A 21,244-nucleotide genomic window follows, 5' to 3' on the forward strand; every position below is an offset into this window, starting at 1 on the left:
TAGGAGTATATGATGGGATTTGAAGTTTTTGGATTGAGAGTTTTTGATTTAAGCCAACCTTTTGGCTATGTTGAAGCGTTTAGCACAATCATTGTAGTCTGTGTGTTAGCTTATATCGGATTTTGTATTCTAAAATTTAAGGCCAAAAAATAAAAAACTACTGGCCAAATAAAGTTCTCACAAGAAATAACTTATTAAATCCCACTTTTAATATCTATATACCCTCTAAACTTTATGAATACAAATCATAAACCTAAAAATACCAAGATTTATATTTTTTACCATTGCTATATTGCACATTTACAACAATATAGATTTAAAATTTTTTAAAAGAAATAGCATTTGAATGAGTGTTACCAAAATACCGATATTAAGATTTTCTAGGTATGATTTTTTAAATGATTACATTGAAGGGTTTTTGTGAAATTTTTGAATCCCATTTCTGCTAGGCTATAAAGTGAAAAAAATATCCGTTTATGCTTTGGTAGTTATACTCGCTTTTATTGTGCTTTTTCTAGGTGCTAGTGATATAGCATGGAATCATGTGTGGGGCAATATTTATCAACATATTTTTTATGGCGTACCATTAAACTCTGATGGGGTGATAGTGTATGAAATACGATTACCTAGAGTGATTTTGGCTATCATTGTTGGTGCAATTTTATCGGGTTCTGGAGCCATAATGCAAAGTATGTTCAAAAACCCCTTAATTGATCCTTTTTTACTTGGAATATCTTCTGGAGCAGCTTTTGGATGCGCGTTATCTATTGGACTGTTTGAAAATCTACCACTTGGGATTTTAGCATTTGCTGGAGCGTTAGGGACTTCTTTGCTTGTGATTTTTATTGGGAAATTTGCAGGAGGTTCTAGTGTTTCTTTGGTCTTATCTGGGGTAATTCTTTCGGCATTTCTGAGTGCTCTAAGTGGAAGTATCAAATTTTTTGTCGATCCACAAAAAGCTCAAGCGATTGTTATTTGGCTTTTAGGAAGCCTTTCTCTTGCAAGTTGGGATAATGTAAAAATTGCCCTGCTTGGAGTGGTGATAGGGTTTGTACCTTTATTTTTACTTCGCTGGAAAATCAATATTTTAGGACTTGGAGATAGCGAATGTCTCTCACTGGGCATCTCACCTTATAAAATGCGCTTTATCTGTATTGTTTGTGTAAGCTTTGCTTGTGCTTTGGCAGTAAGCGTAAGTGGGACCATTGGATGGATTGGTCTTGTTGTGCCACATTTAGGACGTATACTTTTTGGATCAGATATGAGAAAATTATTACCCGGATCTCTAGCGCTAGGTGCCTTGTTACTTTTAGGAGCAGATACCATCGCTAGGACATTAACTTCATACGATCTACCAGTAGGAATAGTAACCGCTATCTTGGGGGCTCCCTTCTTTATATTTTTACTCAGTCAATTTTCAGCCAAATGGAATGGTCGATGAATGTTTTAACCATCAAAAATCTTAGCTTTAATTATCCAAAATTAAGCATTTTAAATGATATTTCTTTGATTTTAAAAGAAAAGAGTATCACGGCTGTTTTAGCACCAAATGGCACAGGAAAAACAACTTTATTTTACAATATTTTAGGAATACTTAAACCCACTAAAGGTCAGATTTATACGCAAGAGTGTGATATACTCGCTCTCAAACCAGAACTTAGAGCTAAATATATCTGCTATGTGCCTCAAGAATGGCAAAGTCCATTTAATTATAATGTTGTAGATGTTGTGATGATGGGTAGTACTCGAAAAATGCGGATATTTGGAACACCTCAATACCAAGATGAAAAAAAAGCCTTAGAATTAATGGAAGAAATGGGAATCATTCATCTAAAATTTCAAGGTATCAACGAGATAAGTGGGGGACAAAGACAAATGGTTCTTCTTGCTCGAGCACTCCTACAAGATGCTCCAATCTTGTTGCTTGATGAGCCTACCTCCCATCTTGATATTAAAAACCAAGCATTACTTTTTAGAGAGCTCAAAAAACAAGTTGATAAAAAAAATCTCTCGGTTTTGATAAATATTCACGATCCAAATCTAGTGAATATTTACGCTGATGAAGTCTATATGCTCAAAGATGGAAAAAATTTCCGCAATGGACAAGTTAATGAAGTGATGAATGCTAAAAATTTGAGTGAATTGTATGGGCTTGAAGTTAAAACAGGAATGATTGATTCTCGATCTTTTGTATATGTTTATTAATTGGTATTATTTTTGCTTGAACCTCAATAAGATTCTTATTAAGGATATAGAAATGATGCGTTCATTATACACTGCAACAACAGGGATGTTGGGGCAACAACTTCAGATTGATACCACTTCAAACAACATCGCCAATGTGAATACGAGTGGTTATAAGAAGCAGAGGGCAGAATTTAATGATTTATTTTATCAGGTATTACAATACGCAGGAACAGCCACAAGTGAAACAACACTTTCGCCTACCGGCATAGAAGTCGGTCTAGGGGTACGTCCAGGAGCTGTAAACAAGATGTTTTCTCAAGGTAGTCCTAAGGAAACAGAAAATAATCTAGATATTGCTATCACGGGCAAAGGATTTTTCCAAATTCAACTTCCAGATGGAACAACTGCTTATACAAGAAGTGGGAACTTCAAGCTCGATGATCAAGGAAATATAGTTACAAGCGAAGGTTATTTACTGCTTCCGCAAATTACCGTCCCCCAAGATGCAACTCAAATCAACATTGGAACAGATGGAACAGTAAGTGTAGTTCAGGGTAATCAAGGCTTGAGCAATGTATTAGGACAAATAGAAATAGCTAACTTTATTAATCCCGCAGGACTTCACGGACTAGGAGATAATCTTTATATGAATACAAGTGCTTCAGGAGATCCCATTGTGGGTGTAGGCGGTACAGACGGACTAGGTCAATTAAGACAAGGGTTTTTAGAACTTAGTAATGTCAAACTTGTAGAAGAAATGACCGATCTTATCACCGGACAACGTGCTTATGAAGCAAATTCTAAATCCATCCAAACAGCAGACTCAATGCTCCAAACAGTGAATAATCTCAAGCGATAATAAGCTACTACACTCAAACTAAACTCTCTTGAAACTAAGAAATTTCGATCACTATATAACTATAGTGATTTTTTCAAAAAATTGACTTTTAACCCATTCTTATCGGTAGTTATCTTTACCTCTCCTCCATTTTTAAGCCTACCAAATAAAATTTCATCGCTAAGTTTGCGTTTGATTTCATTTTCAATAATTCTACGAATTTCCCTAGCCCCTAGTGAATTATCTAAACTTCTTGAAGCAATATTACTCAAGCCTTTAGCATCAATACTCACGGAAATATTCTTTTCTTTTAGTGATATGCTAATATCTTGAATATATTTATTAGCAATCTTTTCAAATTCTTTTTTGCCCAATGTAGCAAAATCAATCACGGCATCAAGCCTACTTCTAAACTCTGGACTAAAAATATCCTTCAAAGCCTTTTGATGTTTGCTACTCTCGACTTTATTAAACCCTAATATATTTGCTTCCTTGCTCCCTGCATTAGAGGTCATAATCAAAATAACATTTTTAAAATCAGCTTTATTGCCACTATTATCAGTAAGTGTAGCATTATCCATTACTTGCAAAAGAATATTATAAATATCGCTATGAGCTTTTTCAATCTCATCAAGCAATAAAACACAATGAGGATGTTTTTTAATAGCATCAATAAGCAGACCCCCTTGTTCAAACCCTACATATCCAGCAGGCGATCCAATAAGCTTAGAAACGCTGTGAGATTCCATATATTCGCTCATGTCGAACTTTTCAAAGTGAAGCCCAAGAACTTTTGACAATTCTTTGCTAAGCTCTGTTTTTCCCACTCCGCTGGGACCTACAAACAAAAAACTCCCAATGGGTCGATGTACCTCTCCAAGACCTGCTTTGTTCATCTTGATAGCATCAACAAGAACATCAATAGCTTTATCTTGGGCATAAATTCTAGTTTTTAATTTTTGAGCTAGTTTTTTTAACAATCCTCTTTCATCGCTACCGATCTGAGATTTTGGAATATTGACACTTTTTGAAATAATATTCTCGATGTCTTCTTTAGTGATGAGTTTAGGCTTTTTACCCATATGAGCATGAATTTTATAATTAGCTCCGACCTCATCCATCAGATCAATGGCCTTATCTGGAAGATATTTTTCACTAATATAACGATCAGATAAATCTACACATGCCTTCAATGCTTCAGGGGTATAGCTAATATGGTGGTATTTTTCATAAATAGGTGCTAATTCTTTGATAATAGCATAAGAATCAGTAAGGCTAGGCTCATTCACTTCGATCTTTGTAAAACGTCTTGAAAGTGCCTTGTCTTTATCAAAATGAGTTTTGTACTCACTGTAAGTGGTAGCTCCAATACATCGCAATAATCCATTAGCTAAAGCTGGTTTGAGCAAATTAGAAGCGTCCAAAGAACCTCCGGAAGTAGATCCCGCACCTACAATTGTATGAATCTCATCAATAAACAAAACAGCATCTGGAATCTGTGAAATTTCATTCAATATACCCTTAAGACGCTTTTCAAAATCACCTCTGTACTTACTTCCTGCGACCATATCTCCAATATCAAGTGCAAATATCTGGGCACTATGCAAAGCCTTAGGGGCTCTTTTATGTGCAATCTCTAATGCAATCCCTTCAGCAATAGCAGTTTTACCAACACCAGGCTCACCAATTAAAATAGGGTTATTTTTCTTGCGGCGACATAGAATTTCGCTTACCCTCTCTATTTCTTGTCCTCTTCCAATAACTGGATCTATTTTCCCTTCTTTGGCAAGTTGAACAAGATTTTTGCTATATTTTTTCAGATAGCTATCGGCATTTTGTTGAATATCTTGATATTTTTCTTCATTAGCAATCATCTCTAAAATATCCAATCGGGTAATACCTTGTGCATTCAAAAGTTTTGCACTATAGCTTTCCTCTTCTTGAAGAATAAAAACCAATAAATCCGCAATTTCTAAAATCTTTTGATTAGAATTTGCAGCATGTTCAATCATAGAACTAAAAACTCTATCAAGAGCTGGCGTTTGGGTTGGCAAAGACACTTCTTGAGCCTGCGATATAGGGATATGATTGGCAAGATAAATACGAATGAGTTTTTCCATCTGTGAAGTATTTGCACCAAAAGCTTTTAGCAACTCTTCGCCTTTTGCATTGTGCAATATGGCTAAAAATATATGCTCTATGGTGAGCATCTCGTGTTTCATTTCCCTAGCATTTTCAACAGCTGTATTGATAGTTTGGGTGAGATTGGGGCTGATAAGATGGTTCAAATTTTTCTCCTAATTTAAATCTTGCATAATAACTCTAAGAGGAAAACCATTTTTTTTAGCTTGCATCCTAGCTTGTTTTGTCTTGAATTCTGCAACATCATAAGGATATACTCCACACACAGCACTTCCATTGCGATGCACACTAAGCATAATCTCCGTAGATTCATTATAGGTTTTTCCAAAAATTTGCATCAAAATTTTTATCACAAATTCCATTGTTGTGTAATCATCATTGAGTAAAATTACTTTAGACATTTTAGGTTCTTGAAGCAAAAGATCAGTTTCAACTTGTGTGCTATTTTGAGGCATTAAATTCCCTAAAAATTATTTTGGTTTGAGTATAATTTTACCAAATTTTATTAATTTAAAGGCACTTTTTGAAAAGCTTATTTATCACAGCAACAAACACGAATATTGGTAAAACTTACAGCACACATCTTCTAGCAGATTATATGAACTCCCAGGGGATCAAAACCATCATTGCTAAGCCCATTGAAACAGGTGATAATGGGAATGAAATACTAGATTGCCAAAGACACTCCCAATATAATCTTAAAATCGATCAAAGTCTATCTATAGAGGATATAAATTTTTATCGTTACAAACTACCTGCCTCACCTTTTGTGGCAAAAAAATATGAAAATATTTCTACAGAAATTGATTTTGATATGATTTATCAAAAGCTCTCTAACTTGGAATCAAAATGTGATGTGTTACTAATAGAGGGTGCAGGTGGATTAATGGTGCCTATTAATGAAGAATATAATATGTTAGATCTGGCTAGATTTTTGAAGGCTTCCATGTGTCTAATAAGCTCTGATAAGCTAGGAATGATTAATGATCTGGTATTGAACATAGAATTTTTAAAATCCAAAAATATTCCCTGTATTTATGCCATCAACCTCATCAACGAGGAGAATTATAATACTATCAGCAAACCATATATTGAATATTTAAACACAAAACTTCCAAATCCTATTTATATACTGCAAAAAGATATTTCTAAAATCACTCATGATTTTTTGTCTTTTAGCTAAATTTTATTTTTTTATTATACGATAATGCTCGAAAAACTAGGACAAAGGAACTAAAATGACTCAAGCTGTTGGCAAAAAATATCGCAATATTGATGTTTATCTTGCTTCACAAGAAAGACTTGATGTTATATTTGCAAACTTTAAACGCATTATCTTGAGTTTTTCAGGTGGAAAAGACAGTGGTGTGATGCTTAATTTGGTGCTAGATTATATGAAAACTCATAAAATCCGCAAGAAAATAATTCTATTTATTGTAGATCTTGAAGCACAATACTCTTATACAATCGAATATATCAAAAAAATGATTAAAAATAACGAGAAATATTTGGAGGTTCATTGGTGTTGTTTACCACTAAATCTTAGGAATGCCACAAGTGTTTTTAATCCCTTTTGGACTTGCTGGGACAAGGACAATATGGATAAATGGGTAAGGGAATATCCTCAAGAAATGCACAATCCCAAAAGAAATTCTTATGTTTGGACGCTCGAAAATCACCCTTTTGATTTTTTTAGCTACAAAATGGAATTTGAAGAATTTACCAATGCCTTTGTACGTTTTCAAGCCAAAGAAAGTAAGAGTACTGTTTGCCTTGTAGGAATTCGAGCTGACGAAAGCTTTAATCGTTTTAGGACAATTGCCAATGCTGCCAAACGCACTTTTGAAGGCAAGAAATGGACCACCCAGATAGGTAAAGATTCTGAAAATGTATATAATGCCTACCCAATATATGACTGGACTACAGAGGATATTTGGGTCGCAAATTATAAATTCAAATGGGATTATAATGAACTTTATGATTTATTTTACAAAGCGGGGATGTCTTTGTCAGAAATGAGAATTTGCCAACCTTATGGCGATGATCAAAAAAATGGCTTAAACCTTTTTCGAGTAATCGAGCCTTATACTTGGGTAAGTGTCGTAAATCGAGTTAGTGGTGCGAATTTTGGCAATATTTATTGCAAAGACAAGATAATGGGGTATTATGATGTAAAGCTCCCTGAAGGGCATACTTGGAAGAGTTACACAAAAATGCTCTTAGCAACACTACCTGTAGAACTTAGGAATCATTATGTGGAAAAATTTATAAAATTTATCAGATACTGGAACAAAAAAGGTTGCTATATAAGCGAAGAAGGAAGAAAGGTTGAAGGGGTAAAACCTCTTAATAGGTTAAGCAATAAAGGCAAGGAGCTCTTTGTATTTACAAAAATCCCAGATACTGCTCCTAGAAAAATAGAAGCGAACAAAGAAGTCCCCTCATGGAGACGAATGGCAGTTTGTATCATAAAAAATGATGTACTTTGCAAGGGATTGAGTTTTGCACAAACAAAAGAGCAAAGAAATAAAATTGCCAAGATAATGGAAAAATACAAAGATTTCTAGTTAAAGGACTCCTATGAAAACTAAAGAAAAAGATAATTTTAAGTCTCCTGTGTATAATGTAATATCTGTTCCATTTGAAAAGATACGATCAAATACCTACAATCCCAATCATATTGCCACCCCAGAAATGGAACTTTTATACCAATCTATTTTAAATGATGGCTACACGATGCCTATTGTGTGTTACTATATAAGCGATGAAGATATATATGAGATTGTTGATGGCTTTCACCGGTATATCACAATGCGAGAACATAGAGATATATATGAACGAGAAAATGGATTTTTACCAGTTGTTGTGATAAACAAAGATATTTCTCATCGTATGGCTTCTACAATTCGCCATAATCGTGCTAGAGGAAGCCACTCCGTAGAATTGATGCAAAACATAGTAGCTGAACTTGTAGAGTGTGGCAAAAGTGATGAATGGATTATGCGAAATATTGGTATGGACCCCGATGAATTGCTTCGTTTAAAGCAAGTTACTGGATTAGCATCTTTGTTTGCAGGAAAGGATTTTAGCAAAAGCTGGAATGCTTAAAAGCCTATATTGCCAAACTCTCCTTATTGATAATATACCTATAAATCCATTAAAAAATAAACCGTACGGATTTTATTTTATACCGTAGGTTTGCCTCTATCTAATATACACAATATTTTTTTCTAATTCCTATAGCCATTCTTATAAAAATAACCATTATTTTTCCATCTATTCCCTTATTTATTCTTTCTATATCCATTATTGAAAAAATATATCTTTATATAATTTTTATTAAATATTATTTATTATTCCTAGATACTTTCAAGGGTGGCAATTCTTCGCTTAAATGGCAATTTTATTCTGAGTTTGTCTTATCCAAAGTATTTATCTTAATAAATTTTTAAGGAGTAATTATGACTATATCATCTCGCATCATTGCTATGATTTTACTAGCACTTTTTGTCCTCTCGAGTATTATTATTTATTCCTCATTTTCTATGGCAAAAAATTTAGAGGGATTTTTTGCCATGAAGGTGAGAGATGGAAAGATACAAGAGAGAAAACAACAGCTCAAAGATACTTTTGAACTGCTCACTTTAATCCAATCTGTAATGAAAGATTCATATGCAGAAGATGGAAGATTAAAAAAAGTCAATAGTGATATTTTAAAATTCCTGCAAAAGGTTCAAGATGGCGAGAATGGTCTAAATGTAATGGTTGTTACAGAAGATGGAAGATTAGTCTTTAATCCAATTTCTCCAGAATTAGTTGGGAAAAACGTATTAAATCTAAAATCTGCTGACAATATTTTTATTGCTAGAGAATTTATCAAAATCGCCAAAAATGGTGGAGGATATATTGAATATAAAATGCCTAGAGAACATGGAAGCATCCCTGAAAGCAAAATTGCGTATGTAAAACAGGATAAAGCCGACAATATAGTTGCAATTACAACTTATTTTAGCGACATTCAAAGAGATGCGGAAATCATTAAAAATAATGTCGCCCAGAGAACCAAAAACAACTTTATAAACTTCTTTTTGGTTGCAGTTGTAGTTGTATTGGTAATTTTGGTGGTTTCATTTTTTTATATTCGACTTAACCTTGTGCGTCCTATCAGAGATCTTATCACACGTGCAAAAAATCTCTCCAGCGGAGATGGTGATCTTAGTAGAAAACTAGAGATAAAAGGAAGGGATGAAATCGCACAAGCTAGTAGTGCTATCAACAGCTTTATAGAAAAAGTTAGGGTGCTAATTGTGGATGCCAAGCAACTTTCTTCAGAAAATTCTTCGGTGGCACACGAACTTAGCTCAACATCATTAAGCACAGGAAAAAGAGTAGAAGATTCTACAGCTATCGTAAGTGAAGTAACACACAAAAGTCAAAAAATTGAATCTGAAACTCTCTCTTGCATTGAGATCGCCCAAGAAGGCAAAGAAGACTTACAAAAAGCCAAAATTTATGTGGAAGATACAAATGAATCTATCCGTATCTTAAGCAATCAAATCATAGTTTCTGCAAAGACTGAAGCAGAGTTATCCATAAAAATTGAACGTTTGAGCCAAAATGCTGAAGATATTAAATCTATCTTATACATTATCGATGAAATTGCCGAACAAACCAATCTTTTAGCACTTAACGCTGCTATTGAAGCTGCTAGGGCTGGAGAACATGGTAGAGGGTTTGCTGTAGTTGCTGATGAAGTAAGAAAACTTGCAGAAAGAACCCAAAAAAGCTTGAGTGAAATTAATTCCACCATCAGTGTGATTGTTCAAGAAATTTCAGATGTAAGTACAGAAATGCATCTAAACTCCAAAAAAATCCAAGAATTAACCTCCGTATCAAGTAGCGTTCAAGAAAAGATTTCGCACATGGACGATGTAATGACCAAAGCATTAACGACAACTGATAAAACTCTAAACAATTATGTAGAAACAGGTAAAAATATCAAAGAAATCATAAAAGGTATTTCAAATATCAATGGTATATCTACTGAAAATGCTCGAAGCGTTGAAGAAATTGCGAGCGTATCTGAACATCTAAACAAAATGACAGAAATGCTCAATAAAAAACTTTCAGAATTCAAGACTTGAAAAATAGGGGATAACTTATGAAAATAAAATTTTTTGTTTGTTTATTCTGTTTGGGAGTGTCGATTTGTTGTGCACATTTTATCTATGAGTATTATAAACTTCATAAAGCCTTTGAAAAATATTTTACTAAAGATAATTGTTCTTTGGTGATGGATAAATATTATTATATTAATTGCTATAGCTTTGAGCACAAAGGCCCAAAGGCTATAGCCTACGAGCTTGAAGAATCTATACTTAATCTTCGAGAAACAAGCGAACGTTCTAAATATAGATACGATTTAGAAGTCCCTGCGGCTTATAGAACCTACAAGGAAAATTATATTGATAATAAATATGAAAAAGGTCATATTCTCTCAAGCAAATCGATGGCTTCTACCTCTCACTCACAAGATTCTACATTTTTGATGAGCAATATTGTCCCTCAAAATTATCAAGTCAATCAAGGTTTATGGGAAAAAGCTGCTCAAAGGGAGAGAAGGGTTGCAAAACTTCAAGGAAGTGCTCATATTCTAAATATCATTTTATATCCAAAAGAGCCATCAGAAATACAATACATCAAAAACCGCATCGCGATACCTAAATACTTTATAAAAATTATAAAAACTACAAACACTGAAGAATGTTATGCAATACCCAATGAAAATTTACAAAATCAAGATCTGCAATTTTACAAAGTGGATTGCAAGTGGTTTATTTAATGATATCTTTACCATTTATATACAATGTCTTAACCTTTTGAGAATGCAAGAGAAACTGCAATGGCGACTGGGAGCTTTTATCTATCTGCGGACATTGAAAAACAGAAATATCAGCAAGTTTTCCCATCTGCAGTGTCCCGCATTCTAATCCCAAAGCCCTAGCTGGGTATAAGGTTGATCCTAGTATTAAAATTTTGCTCAACTCATCTATATCGACTGAAAAATAACCAAATAATGCACTTCTAAGTTCATCAAGCATATTCAAATTATTATTAGAACTTTTGCCATCAGTAGCAAAGATAGGATGAAGATTACGGGAAGCTAGAAGAGAAAAGTCAATATAAGCATTATTCAAAAGACGATTTGATCTTGGGCAAGAGATGATATGACCATTTTTGGATATAAAATCAAGATCAGAACCACTGGCAAAAAGGCAATGCACAAACAGGGTATCTAGCCCTTCAAACATCTCAAGAAATTCGGTTATATTATAGAGAGGTTTTGGTGATTTGATACCCAAAACTTCCTCATAAAAACTCTTGAACCATCCATTGGAAGATTCTAGCCATTCTCGTTCAAACTTAGATTCCAGAAAATGCACAGATGTTTTTACATTATCTGCTTTTGATATCTGTAAAACTTTTTTTGCCAACACCTTATGAACAGAATATGGCGAATGGATCGCAATAGCAGGAATAAACTTATTTGATTGTAGTTCTTTAGAGGCATTGTATCTATTTAAAAAATCGCTGTACAAAAAATCAATCGCTGAAGGTGTGCTACCAATAGCCTCATTAAAATATATCACTCTCAAAGGAGAATTTGCCAAAATCTGCATATCATTCCCATAGCTACTGATAGCTCCTACGCTTCCTACACCACTTTGGAGCTGCTCATCAACACCTAATTTGACACATTCTGAAATATTACTAAGCACATCCTCGCGTTTTTTCATAACACTGCCTAACCATCTATCAAAGCCTCCATATTCAAAGCTTGAAATATTATTACCAAACTCAAAATGGATATGTGCATTTACAAAACTTGGAAGAATAATTGCGTCTTCATAAAATAAGGCATTGGGGTATTTTTGTTTGAGATCTTTATATTTTCCAATTTCAATGATAAAATTTTGTTCATTTTGTGTATTAAATGCAACTCCGCCATCATCAATAATCGTAAAACCCTCATCACAAACAAAAACCTTACTTCCGCCAATAAGCCTAATTTCTTGATTCATTTTTCATCCTTGATTTGACTTAGTATGGTTATATCAAGCTTTTGAGGAGGAATCTGTATATTTTTTTTATCAAGGGCTATTTTTGTATTTTCTATAAGCTCACTGCGAATTCCAAAGACATTATCCTGTAATTTTGCCCATATTCTAATAGTAAAATTCAAAGAATTTTGTCCAAAGTCTGTAACCCCTATAAATGGTGCGATGCTCAAATCAACCTTGTCCATTTTGGCAATGACATCTTTGATGATATTGCGAATTTCCTCAATATCGTTATCATACTTTACGCCAAAAACCCATTCTATACGACGTTTATGGCTATCAGTACAATTAATAATATTAGCATTGACCACATTTCTATTGGGCAAAATGGCGAGTTTATCATCAGGCATTCTAATCATCGTATTAAAAAGATTTATCCCTTCAACATTCCCTGTTATAGAACCTAACTCAATAGTATCATTTTTTCTAAAAGGTCTTAAAACAATCAATATAATCCCCCCTGCAATTGAAGAAAGAGAATCTTTAAGAGCTAGAGCAATAGCAACCCCTGCAGTCCCAAGAACAGCTAGAATTGATCCTATTTGCACCCCAAGATTTGCCAATATGGTGACAATGGTAATGATAAGAATAGCTATAGAAGCAACCTGAGAGGTAAAATTACCCAAGATTTCATCTTTTTTGCTGATGACCTTTGCTATTTTTTTACGTGCAAAATGTGCTAGAAAAAGCCCTACGACAAAAATAAATCCCGCCTTTAAAAGAAGCAAAAAAAAGCTTTCTGTAAAGGGCAAAGCAATCTCCAAAAAATCTAAAAATCTATTCATAAATTTTTCCGCCAATAATGACTGAATCTATCTTTGAAGATAATGTTTGATTATAGTAAGGAGAAAAACTATCAGTAATCTGAGTATGTCCATGTAAATCTATGATCGCCAAATCCGCATCTTTTCCCAAACTAATCTCTCCTTTATTTAAACCTAAAAAATCAGATTGGTTTTTTGAACTCATCTTCACAAAAGAACTCATGTCCAAGACCCCTGTCTTAATAAGATAAGTATAAGCAAGAGGAAAATAATAGCTGATTGCATCGATTCCAAAACTTGCTAATTCAAATACTTGATCTTTTTTTGAATTAAAATCCGCACACTGAAGACTTGTGAGCATATCTATTTTATTATTTTTTAGTGCTTCTAAAAGCTTTTGTTTAGAATCATCATCTTTTAGTGGTGGATTGAGTTTAGCTCTAGTATTATATCTTTGGATAGCACTTTCATCCAGAATTAAATGATGAATAGAAGTTTGAACATTGATATTTGCATTTTTATTGTTCCTAAAATAATCAACAATTTCCAATCCTTCAGGCTCTGTTAGGGTACTGAATAAAAACTGCGTATTTGTATACCGTGCAACTTCAGAAATTTTTGCGATCTCCTTAGTCTGAGAAAGTGGAGAAATGCTTGGTAATCCTAATTTTGAGGCCAACTCGCCCTCATTGACAACACCATTAGCAATCTGTGAATCTTGAGCAAAACAAATAATTGGAATCTCCAACATATGTGCATATTGAGTGATTCTAAGCAAATTATTTCCATCAATAGAGCTATCAATATAAATCGCCCTGCCTCCTTGTGAATGAAGAATAGAAATATTGTTGAGCTTTTCCTCAGCATTAATTGGCTTGATGCTTGGAATAATATTAACCTCTATGGTGGATTGGATGCTTTTTATAAGCTCTATTATGGCTTCATTTTCACAGGCAGGAAAAGTATCAGGTAAAACAAGCATAGTCGCTACCCCGCCCTTGATAGCCTTTTTGGAGAGAGAAGTAAGAGTTTTTTGAGAAAGAGTCTTTGTCTTTGGATATACATTCAAATCAATAAGTGCTGGGATAATGATTTTTTCTGCACAATCAATCACTTCTTCTTGTATTTTTGCAGAAATTTGGGCATCAATCTCTACAATCTGACCTCCCTCTATACGAAGATCTGCTTTTTGATTGTGAGAAAAGTCACAAATAAAGCCATTTTTTAACAACATTATTTATCCTTAAAGTGCTTTTTGCTATTTTAACCAAACTCTATTTAAAAAATATCCCTAATTCCGCCCACAGCAATAAATCATTTTGAAGAATTCACAAAGTTTTTTAGATCACTAAGCTTTTTTTCCTCATTGGGAGATGTTGATGATGCACTATCATCAAAACTTTGAACTCTATTTTCACAAGATTGACCAACTAGTTTATCTTTATTTAAAAAACTTCCTTTAAGCAACGAAGAATTTTCACTCTTATCATCACAACTTTGGGCTTTGATATCTGTTGCGAAAACAAAAGAACTCATCAAAACCAAAAATAAAAATATAGCCTTCATTAGATACCTCCTAATTTTTGCATCAAAATTTCGCTAATATCTCTCATAGAACCGCTCAAAATAATGATACCAATAAAAATCAATAAAACACCTGATATGATTTCTATAGTTCGAGCATATTTTTTTATCTTATTTAAAATTCCTAGTGCCCTATTGAGCAATATTGCAACAAGTAAAAATGGAATTGCTAATCCGAGTGTATAAGCACTCATCAACCCTAAAGCATATCCTTCTTGTGTCCCCCCTAAAAATAATATACTTGAAAGTATGGGGCCTACACAAGGCGTCCATCCTAGTGCAAAACTTATTCCCAAAACAATCGGAGCAAGGAAGCCCAAAAATTTATTTTGAGTGGATTTGATTTCAAAATTCACCTTCTTGGTTTTATATAAAAATCCAATCCTGAAGATACCTAAAAAATGTAGTCCAAAAATAATAATAACCGCTCCAGAGATGTAATTAAGCCAATCTCCTGCTTGATGGATCAGTTTAGCTAAAGGAACTCCCAAAAGTATAAATGTAAGCCCAAAACCCAAAATAAACAAGATAGACTTAAAAATAACTCTCCATCTATTTGCTGATCCAGACTTAATATCCTCTAAAGAAACACCTGATATATAAGACATATAAGCAGGAATCAAAGGCAAAATACAAGGACTAACAAAAGTCAAAACTCCCGCAAAGAATGAAACACTAAGAGGGGCGGAATAAAAAAATTGTAGCAATAAATGATCAAACATAACAACCTCACTAATCTCTATTAATTTCCTATTAACTTTATGGATATTTTATAGAAAGAAAAAGTAAAACATAAAAAAATAAATATATAGCATTCATTGTTACATTGATCAACCTTCTTTGTTTTCTGTAAAGATTTATCTTAATAAACCTATACATATTTTAAATTTCAAATAGTTGTAAAATCCCTATATATTTCAATTACTCCAATAAAACTGAAATACTCTGTTATAATGTCAGAGCAAAAAGTCTGGTTGAGAGATTTTTGGCTTTTTGCAATCAAACTAATTCAAGAGAGCAAAAATGCCAAAAGAAAATTTAGACAATTCAGAAATCCAAAAAGAGGAGTTAAGCTTTGAACAACTTGGACTAAACCCTCAAGTGCTAAAAGGTATCCAAGAAGCTGGTTTTACAACTCCTAGCCCAATCCAAGCAGATGCTATTCCTGCTGTTTTACAAGGAAAAGATGTAATCGCACAAGCACAAACAGGTACTGGAAAAACAGCGGCTTTTGCACTACCTATCATCAATATGCTTACAAATGATAAAACCGTTGAGGCGCTCATCATTACTCCCACAAGAGAACTTGCGATGCAAATAAGCGATGAAGTTTTTAAGCTTGGTAAGTTCGCAAAAACTAGAACTATCTGCGTCTATGGAGGACAAAGCATCAAAAAACAAATTGAGTTTATGCAAAAAATGCCTCAAGTTATGATAGCCACTCCCGGAAGACTACTTGATCATCTTAAAAACAACCGATTTGAAAATTTTGTACCTAAAATTGTGGTTTTAGATGAAAGTGACGAAATGCTTGATATGGGGTTTTTAGATGATATTGAAGAGATTTTCAGCTACTTACCTAGTAACGCTCAAATTCTTCTTTTTTCAGCGACAATGCCCAATCAAATTCGCTTATTAGCTGACAAAATATTAGAAAATCCTATCAATATCAAAATAACCCCCACAAATATGACTAATGTAGATATTTCTCAAAGATTTTATGTTATCAATGAGGCAGAAAGAAATGATGCGATTACAAGACTTCTTGATACACAATCGCCCTCTAAAAGCATTATTTTCACACGAACAAAAAAAGAAGCTGACGAGTTAAATACTATTCTTAGCTCTAAAGGCTACCGATCCATAGCCCTGCACGGAGATATGGAACAAAGAGAAAGAAGAGAGGCTGTAAATGCATTTAAAGCAAATAAATCAGATATTCTTGTGGCTACAGATGTGGCAAGTAGAGGACTAGATATAAGTGATGTAAGCCATGTATTCAATTACCATATTCCCCTAAACCCAGAAAGCTATGTACATCGAATAGGCAGGACAGGAAGAGCGGGTAAAAAAGGTGTTGCTATAACACTTGTAACGCCTCTAGAATATAAAGAACTCAAAAGAATTCAAAATGATATTGGATCTAAACTTGAACTATATGAAATACCTACAATGAATTTAGATGGCGATAAAGTGCTTCAAAATATCCTAAAGGTAAAAGTAAGCGATGAAGTTTTGAACATTTATGAATCACTCAAAGATAAAACAGAGCTTTCTCAACTCTGTCTAAAACTCCTAGCGCTCCACCTAAAGGGAGGTAAAATAGGATTAAGCAAACAAGAGATTCAAAAAATCGAGGAACAAAAATCTAATCCAAAGACAACTAGAGGTAGAGATCGTTCAGGCTCTAGTGATAGAAATAAAAGATTTTCAAAACCTTCAGGAAATTCAAGAAGAGGGTCAGATTCAAGAGGATCAGGCTATGGTTCAAAACCTTCAGGAGGCTATGGAACTTCTAGCACTAGGAGCAGTTCGACTGGACAAGGTCGAGGGGATTACAAAGGAAATAAAAAAAGATAAAAGCTAAATTAAATTAGCTTTGATAGAATATTCATATCAAAATTCGGAGAAATCAGATGATAAAAGAAGCTAAATATATTTGGAAAGATGGAGAATTAGTCCCTTGGAAGGAAGCCACCATACACATTCTCTCTCACACTCTTCATTACGGAAATGCCGCTTTTGAAGGTGTGAGGGCGTATATGACCGAAAAAGGTTTGGCGATCTTTCGTCTTAATGATCACACCAAAAGACTATTAAATTCGACCAAAATCGTTGCAATTGATTGCCCTTATAGTGAAGATGAATTAAATCTTGCACAGATCGAATTGCTTAAATCAAATGACTTTCAAAACAATGTCTATATTCGCCCTTTGGTTTATTTGGGATATGGTGCGATGGGTGTAAGCCACAAACAAGCCCCTGTAAATGTAGCTATTGCCGCTTGGGAATGGGGTGCTTATTTGGGTGAAGATGGTATTATCAATGGCATCAAGGTCAAAACAAGTTCTTTTACAAGAAATTCCATCAAATCCACAATGGGAAAAGCGAAAATCGCCGCTAATTACCTCAACTCACAAATGGCAAAACACGAAGCACTAAACTGTGGATGCGAAGAAGCTTTGTTGCTTGATGATAGTGGTTTTATTGCCGAAGGAAGCGGGGAGTGCTTTTTTATTGTTAGGGATGGGGTTCTTATCACTCCTCCTTATGACAATTCGTTAGAATCTATCACTCAAGAAACCGTGATAGAAATTGCAAAAGATCTAAATATACCTGTAGTGCAAAGACGCATAACAAGAGATGAAGTATATATTGCCCAAGAAGCTTTTTTTACAGGAACTGCTGCTGAGATCACCCCTGTTAGAGAGCTTGATTTTAGAGTTATTGGATCTGGAAAAGCAGGGCATATCACTCAAAAACTTCAAAAAGAATTTTTTGATCTCGTAATGGGAAAAAACCAAAAATACACTCACTATCTAACTTATATTAAATAAACAAGGAGAAATATGCCTATTGATTTAAATGAACACCTAAAAAGAAAAAATGAGCAAAGAGGGAACGATAATAATTTTAAAAAAGAAAGCAAGGAAGACAAACCAAATTCAAGCAATTCTGGAGGCTTTAGACCTCCAAATATTCCTCAAAATTTTTTTACAAATAAAAAAATTACAGGTCTTATTGCAGTTATAATTATTGTTTTGATATTTCTGATAGCCAAACCCTTTGTTGTTATCAAATCAGGTGAAGTAGGTATCAAAGTTACTGCAGGGAAATATAACAATATTCCTCTGCAGCCTGGTATCCACTTTTTCTTACCCATTATTCAAGATGTAATTGTGGTAGATACAAGAGTTAGAACAATCAATTTCTCTCGCACAGAAGATATGGGAGTCGTGGGCAAGAATCAAGGAATTTTCAGAAATGATGCCATCAATGTAATGGATTCTAGGGGTTTGACAGTTTCTATTGAACTCACTGTCCAATACAGACTCAATCCTCAAACTGCTCCGCAAACTATTGCAACATATGGACTGAGTTGGGAACAAAAAATCATAAATCCTGTTGTACGAGATGTGGTTCGAGGTGTTGTAGGTCGCTATCCTGCTGAAGATCTGCCTACCAAACGCAATGAAATCGCTACACTTATAAGTGCAGATATCAGTAAAGAAATGGCAAAATTCCCAAATTCTCCTGTAGAGCTAAGCTCTGTACAACTTAGAGAGATTGTTTTGCCTCAAAATATCAAAGAACAGATTGAAAAGGTACAAATCGCCAGACAAGAATCAGAGCGAGTGCGATATGAAGTTGAACGTTCCAAGCAAGAAGCCGAAAAAGTCGCTGCTTTAGCAAAAGGTGAGGCACAAGCCAATCGCATAAAAGCACAAGGTGTGGCTGACGCAATTGTAATTGAAGCAAAGGCAAAATCTGAAGCCAACAAAAGCATCGGTCAAAGCTTGAACGATAAATTATTAAGGCTAAGAGAAATAGAAACTCAAAATAAATTTAACGAAGCACTCAAAACAAATAAAGACGCTCAAATATTTTTAATGCCCGGAGGAGCCGTGCCTAATATATGGGTGGATTCTAAAACAAAACAAAAAAGTGCAGTTACTGGCACAAAGTAAATGACTCAAGCTCAAATACAAGAAATAACTGCTAAATTGGATTGGGGAAAGTCTCCCCTTATTCCAGTGGTTGTTCAAAATTTTGAGGACAACAGTGTTTTGATGTTAGGTTTTATGAATCAAGATGCCCTAAGGTTGAGTTTTGAAACAGGTTTTTTACATTATTTTTCACGTACGAAAAATCGTATTTGGAAAAAAGGTGAGCAGAGTGGTCACACCCAAAAAATAATAGAAATCTTCTTAGATTGTGACAATGATACTCTCTTGGCAAAAGTAATTCAAAAAGGCGTGGTTTGTCACACAGGAACACAAAGTTGCTTTTTTAAAAAAATAGATATTCAAGATAGCTCTATAAGTAGCATCTATGAATCTCAAGATATAAACGAAAAATATAACTTTATAGATATTCTCTATCATACACTGCAAGATAAAAAAACTCAATCTCCACAAACTTCTTATACCGCTTCACTATACGCAAAAGGGGACAATGAAATTTGCAAAAAAATCATAGAAGAAGCTGGGGAACTAACTTTTGCACTTAAAGATAATGAAAAAAAACAGATTATCTATGAGTGTTCTGATCTTATTTATCATATTCTTGTAGCACTGAGCTATAAGAATATTGATCCTGATTTAATCATAACTGAACTCAAAAGACGATCTGGAATGAGCGGTATTGATGAAAAAAATAGCAGGAAACTCTAAATGCAGGAGATCAAAAAAAATCTAATAAATGTTTTTTATCATTTGGGCTACATAGAGATTGGAATCTTCTTGGCGATATTTGTTTTGTTCTTGCTTATTTTTATACTCACACTCTTTTCTTATCAAAAAAAAATACTATTTACTTTTCTATTTATTCTGTCTTTTTTTGTCCTTTTTTCGACGCCTTTTGTTATCCAAATTGCTATGGACAAAGGTTTTTATAAAACCTTAATTTCATACAACAAGGCCTCTCCGCTTCAATATGCAAATGCATTTTTAATAGATATGGATGTCAAAAATATCGGGAAAAAAGATATTTCTAAGTGTTTGGTAAGTGTAAATGTTTATCATCCAAGCAAAAATACCTTAGAAAAACTAAAAAACCTTATTCAACCAAAGGCAATTTTTAAACATATGATTTTTACAGCATTAAAAACAAATCAAACCAAAAACTTCGTAGTGATGATTGATAGGTACTATTACAGAAATTATCCTTATAAAATAAGCGTAAATTGCCATTAGAATTACCATTAATAGCCAATACTTGAAAGAAATAATGCTCCGCATTCACTTTTGAGAATAAAATCTTCGTTCGTGGAATAAATTAATCGATCTTTCATTAATTCTTTTTCCTCATTATTGAAACCACCTTCTGGACCCAAAAAAATGCCTCTTGAAAAATTCGGAATACTGTGATAAATATTTTTACCACCAAAATCAAATACACAGGCGTCTGGATAGAGTTCAAGTGCTTTGGAAGTGTTAAGAATAACCTCCAAATTCATAAAATCAGTCCTTCCGCATTGCTCACAAGAGTGGATAAGAATTTTATGCAGTCTTTCCAAGTTTATTTTTTCATTTTTCTGACTTCGTGCGGCATAAAAAAAGCTGATTTTCATAACTCCAAGCTGATTAAGATAAGGCAATGTTCTTTCGATATTTTTTCCCTCAATAATCGCCCAAATAAGATGTATCTTTTTCTTTGATGAATTTGGACTTTCTGAATGATTCACAAGCCTTAGATCTGCTTGTTTTTTTGAAATCTGAACATGTTCATAAGTATAAATATTTTCATCTCTAAGATTCCTCATTTGCAGATTTTCTTGAAATTTTGTGCGTCTGACTTGATAAATATGATTATAGAGCTCCCCTTGAATGCTTATGAAATCATTTCCAGCATCAGGATGATAGGTAAAACGCATCACTACCCTTACA

At 33.9% G+C, this 21,244-nt stretch carries 22 protein-coding genes; 14 read left to right on the forward strand and 8 right to left on the reverse strand.

Annotation, left to right across the window (positions count from 1 at the left end; translation table 11 throughout):
• Positions 1-12: 12 nt before the first annotated feature.
• From Q5I06_RS05110 to flgG, 4 genes are all read left to right on the forward strand, one after another.
• Positions 13-153, forward strand: a complete 141-nt coding sequence (locus Q5I06_RS05110) for a hypothetical protein (protein WP_305517070.1) — start codon at positions 13-15, stop codon at positions 151-153.
• 304 nt (positions 154-457) lie between these two features.
• Positions 458-1,441 (forward strand): FecCD family ABC transporter permease, encoded by a 984-nt coding sequence (locus Q5I06_RS05115; RefSeq protein ID WP_305517071.1) that lies wholly within the window; start codon positions 458-460, stop codon positions 1,439-1,441.
• Positions 1,438-2,205, forward strand: coding sequence for an ABC transporter ATP-binding protein (locus Q5I06_RS05120; RefSeq protein ID WP_305517072.1), 768 nt, complete (start codon positions 1,438-1,440; stop codon positions 2,203-2,205). The genes Q5I06_RS05115 and Q5I06_RS05120 overlap by 4 nt, the downstream gene beginning before the upstream one ends.
• A gap of 52 nt (positions 2,206-2,257) precedes the next feature.
• A complete protein-coding gene (gene flgG, locus Q5I06_RS05125) occupies positions 2,258-3,046 on the forward strand; it encodes a flagellar basal-body rod protein FlgG (protein ID WP_305517073.1) in 789 nt (262 codons plus the stop codon).
• A 59-nt stretch (positions 3,047-3,105) separates the two neighbouring features.
• Here the strand turns inward: flgG and Q5I06_RS05130 are convergent, their stop codons facing one another.
• Both Q5I06_RS05130 and Q5I06_RS05135 read right to left on the reverse strand, forming a co-directional pair.
• Complete coding sequence (locus tag Q5I06_RS05130; protein WP_305517074.1) at positions 3,106-5,313, reverse strand: AAA family ATPase; 2,208 nt, start codon at positions 5,311-5,313, stop codon at positions 3,106-3,108.
• A gap of 9 nt (positions 5,314-5,322) precedes the next feature.
• Entirely contained in the window at positions 5,323-5,622 is a 300-nt protein-coding gene (locus Q5I06_RS05135; RefSeq protein WP_305517075.1) for an ATP-dependent Clp protease adaptor ClpS, read from the reverse strand.
• Between the two features lie 68 nt (positions 5,623-5,690).
• Here Q5I06_RS05135 and bioD point away from each other — a divergent pair, with 68 nt between their 5' ends.
• The 5 genes from bioD to Q5I06_RS05160 all read left to right on the forward strand — a co-directional run bounded on the left by bioD (position 5,691) and on the right by Q5I06_RS05160 (position 11,009).
• Positions 5,691-6,350, forward strand: a complete 660-nt coding sequence (bioD, locus tag Q5I06_RS05140; protein WP_305517076.1) for a dethiobiotin synthase — start codon at positions 5,691-5,693, stop codon at positions 6,348-6,350.
• Between the two features lie 55 nt (positions 6,351-6,405).
• Positions 6,406-7,734 (forward strand): DUF3440 domain-containing protein, encoded by a 1,329-nt coding sequence (locus Q5I06_RS05145; RefSeq protein ID WP_305517077.1) that lies wholly within the window; start codon positions 6,406-6,408, stop codon positions 7,732-7,734.
• Between the two features lie 13 nt (positions 7,735-7,747).
• The gene (locus Q5I06_RS05150; protein WP_305517078.1) at positions 7,748-8,275 is read left to right on the forward strand and encodes an IbrB-like domain-containing protein; all 528 of its coding nucleotides are present in this window, start codon (positions 7,748-7,750) and stop codon (positions 8,273-8,275) included.
• Positions 8,276-8,628: 353 nt separating this feature from the next.
• The gene (locus Q5I06_RS05155) at positions 8,629-10,311 is read left to right on the forward strand and encodes a methyl-accepting chemotaxis protein (protein ID WP_305517079.1); all 1,683 of its coding nucleotides are present in this window, start codon (positions 8,629-8,631) and stop codon (positions 10,309-10,311) included.
• A gap of 17 nt (positions 10,312-10,328) precedes the next feature.
• Positions 10,329-11,009 (forward strand): DNA/RNA non-specific endonuclease, encoded by a 681-nt coding sequence (locus Q5I06_RS05160; RefSeq protein ID WP_305517080.1) that lies wholly within the window; start codon positions 10,329-10,331, stop codon positions 11,007-11,009.
• On the opposite strand, the gene mqnF is transcribed toward Q5I06_RS05160, so the two are convergent.
• From mqnF to Q5I06_RS05185, 5 genes are all read right to left on the reverse strand, one after another.
• Positions 11,002-12,249: an aminofutalosine deaminase family hydrolase gene (gene mqnF, locus Q5I06_RS05165; RefSeq protein WP_305517081.1), complete on the reverse strand. Its 1,248-nt coding sequence runs from the start codon at positions 12,247-12,249 to the stop codon at positions 11,002-11,004. The genes Q5I06_RS05160 and mqnF overlap by 8 nt on opposite strands.
• Entirely contained in the window at positions 12,246-13,073 is an 828-nt protein-coding gene (locus Q5I06_RS05170; RefSeq protein ID WP_305517082.1) for a mechanosensitive ion channel family protein, read from the reverse strand. The genes mqnF and Q5I06_RS05170 overlap by 4 nt, the downstream gene beginning before the upstream one ends.
• A complete protein-coding gene (locus Q5I06_RS05175; RefSeq protein ID WP_305517083.1) occupies positions 13,066-14,286 on the reverse strand; it encodes an amidohydrolase family protein in 1,221 nt (406 codons plus the stop codon). Before Q5I06_RS05175 ends, Q5I06_RS05170 begins: the two co-directional genes overlap by 8 nt.
• A gap of 80 nt (positions 14,287-14,366) precedes the next feature.
• Positions 14,367-14,618, reverse strand: coding sequence for a hypothetical protein (locus tag Q5I06_RS05180; protein WP_305517084.1), 252 nt, complete (start codon positions 14,616-14,618; stop codon positions 14,367-14,369).
• Complete coding sequence (locus Q5I06_RS05185; RefSeq protein ID WP_305517085.1) at positions 14,618-15,358, reverse strand: cytochrome c biogenesis protein CcdA; 741 nt, start codon at positions 15,356-15,358, stop codon at positions 14,618-14,620. Before Q5I06_RS05185 ends, Q5I06_RS05180 begins: the two co-directional genes overlap by 1 nt.
• Before the next feature lie 301 nt (positions 15,359-15,659).
• Here Q5I06_RS05185 and Q5I06_RS05190 point away from each other — a divergent pair, with 301 nt between their 5' ends.
• Genes Q5I06_RS05190 through Q5I06_RS05210 form a run of 5 tightly spaced genes read left to right on the forward strand, consistent with a single transcriptional unit; the run spans position 15,660 to position 20,551 of the window.
• Positions 15,660-17,216 (forward strand): DEAD/DEAH box helicase, encoded by a 1,557-nt coding sequence (locus Q5I06_RS05190; protein WP_305517086.1) that lies wholly within the window; start codon positions 15,660-15,662, stop codon positions 17,214-17,216.
• Between the two features lie 59 nt (positions 17,217-17,275).
• Positions 17,276-18,193, forward strand: coding sequence for a branched-chain amino acid transaminase (locus tag Q5I06_RS05195; protein ID WP_305517128.1), 918 nt, complete (start codon positions 17,276-17,278; stop codon positions 18,191-18,193).
• 12 nt (positions 18,194-18,205) lie between these two features.
• Positions 18,206-19,324 (forward strand): prohibitin family protein, encoded by a 1,119-nt coding sequence (locus Q5I06_RS05200; protein ID WP_305517087.1) that lies wholly within the window; start codon positions 18,206-18,208, stop codon positions 19,322-19,324.
• Positions 19,325-20,029 (forward strand): bifunctional phosphoribosyl-AMP cyclohydrolase/phosphoribosyl-ATP diphosphatase HisIE, encoded by a 705-nt coding sequence (gene hisIE, locus Q5I06_RS05205; RefSeq protein WP_305517088.1) that lies wholly within the window; start codon positions 19,325-19,327, stop codon positions 20,027-20,029.
• Positions 20,030-20,551: a DUF2393 family protein gene (locus Q5I06_RS05210; protein WP_305517089.1), complete on the forward strand. Its 522-nt coding sequence runs from the start codon at positions 20,030-20,032 to the stop codon at positions 20,549-20,551.
• Positions 20,552-20,559: 8 nt separating this feature from the next.
• On the opposite strand, the gene Q5I06_RS05215 is transcribed toward Q5I06_RS05210, so the two are convergent.
• Entirely contained in the window at positions 20,560-21,231 is a 672-nt protein-coding gene (locus tag Q5I06_RS05215; RefSeq protein ID WP_305517090.1) for a 16S rRNA (uracil(1498)-N(3))-methyltransferase, read from the reverse strand.
• Positions 21,232-21,244: the final 13 nt, after the last annotated feature.

The organism is Helicobacter cappadocius (assembly GCF_030688855.1).
GTDB classification, from domain to species: Bacteria; Campylobacterota; Campylobacteria; order Campylobacterales; family Helicobacteraceae; genus Helicobacter_J; species Helicobacter_J cappadocius.

Excerpts from the sequence above, each read along its gene's own strand:
- Q5I06_RS05110 (WP_305517070.1), top strand. The coding sequence starts at position 13 with ATGGGATTTGAAGTTTTTGGATTGAGAGTTTTTGATTTAAGCCAACCT.
- Q5I06_RS05120 (WP_305517072.1), top strand. The coding sequence starts at position 1,438 with ATGAATGTTTTAACCATCAAAAATCTTAGCTTTAATTATCCAAAATTA.
- flgG (WP_305517073.1), top strand. The coding sequence starts at position 2,258 with ATGATGCGTTCATTATACACTGCAACAACAGGGATGTTGGGGCAACAA.
- Q5I06_RS05135 (WP_305517075.1), bottom strand. The coding sequence starts at position 5,622 with ATGCCTCAAAATAGCACACAAGTTGAAACTGATCTTTTGCTTCAAGAA.
- Q5I06_RS05145 (WP_305517077.1), top strand. The coding sequence starts at position 6,406 with ATGACTCAAGCTGTTGGCAAAAAATATCGCAATATTGATGTTTATCTT.
- Q5I06_RS05150 (WP_305517078.1), top strand. The coding sequence starts at position 7,748 with ATGAAAACTAAAGAAAAAGATAATTTTAAGTCTCCTGTGTATAATGTA.
- Q5I06_RS05155 (WP_305517079.1), top strand. The coding sequence starts at position 8,629 with ATGACTATATCATCTCGCATCATTGCTATGATTTTACTAGCACTTTTT.
- Q5I06_RS05160 (WP_305517080.1), top strand. The coding sequence starts at position 10,329 with ATGAAAATAAAATTTTTTGTTTGTTTATTCTGTTTGGGAGTGTCGATT.
- mqnF (WP_305517081.1), bottom strand. The coding sequence starts at position 12,249 with ATGAATCAAGAAATTAGGCTTATTGGCGGAAGTAAGGTTTTTGTTTGT.
- Q5I06_RS05170 (WP_305517082.1), bottom strand. The coding sequence starts at position 13,073 with ATGAATAGATTTTTAGATTTTTTGGAGATTGCTTTGCCCTTTACAGAA.
- Q5I06_RS05175 (WP_305517083.1), bottom strand. The coding sequence starts at position 14,286 with ATGTTGTTAAAAAATGGCTTTATTTGTGACTTTTCTCACAATCAAAAA.
- Q5I06_RS05180 (WP_305517084.1), bottom strand. The coding sequence starts at position 14,618 with ATGAAGGCTATATTTTTATTTTTGGTTTTGATGAGTTCTTTTGTTTTC.
- Q5I06_RS05185 (WP_305517085.1), bottom strand. The coding sequence starts at position 15,358 with ATGTTTGATCATTTATTGCTACAATTTTTTTATTCCGCCCCTCTTAGT.
- Q5I06_RS05190 (WP_305517086.1), top strand. The coding sequence starts at position 15,660 with ATGCCAAAAGAAAATTTAGACAATTCAGAAATCCAAAAAGAGGAGTTA.
- Q5I06_RS05200 (WP_305517087.1), top strand. The coding sequence starts at position 18,206 with ATGCCTATTGATTTAAATGAACACCTAAAAAGAAAAAATGAGCAAAGA.
- hisIE (WP_305517088.1), top strand. The coding sequence starts at position 19,325 with ATGACTCAAGCTCAAATACAAGAAATAACTGCTAAATTGGATTGGGGA.
- Q5I06_RS05210 (WP_305517089.1), top strand. The coding sequence starts at position 20,030 with ATGCAGGAGATCAAAAAAAATCTAATAAATGTTTTTTATCATTTGGGC.
- Q5I06_RS05215 (WP_305517090.1), bottom strand. The coding sequence starts at position 21,231 with ATGCGTTTTACCTATCATCCTGATGCTGGAAATGATTTCATAAGCATT.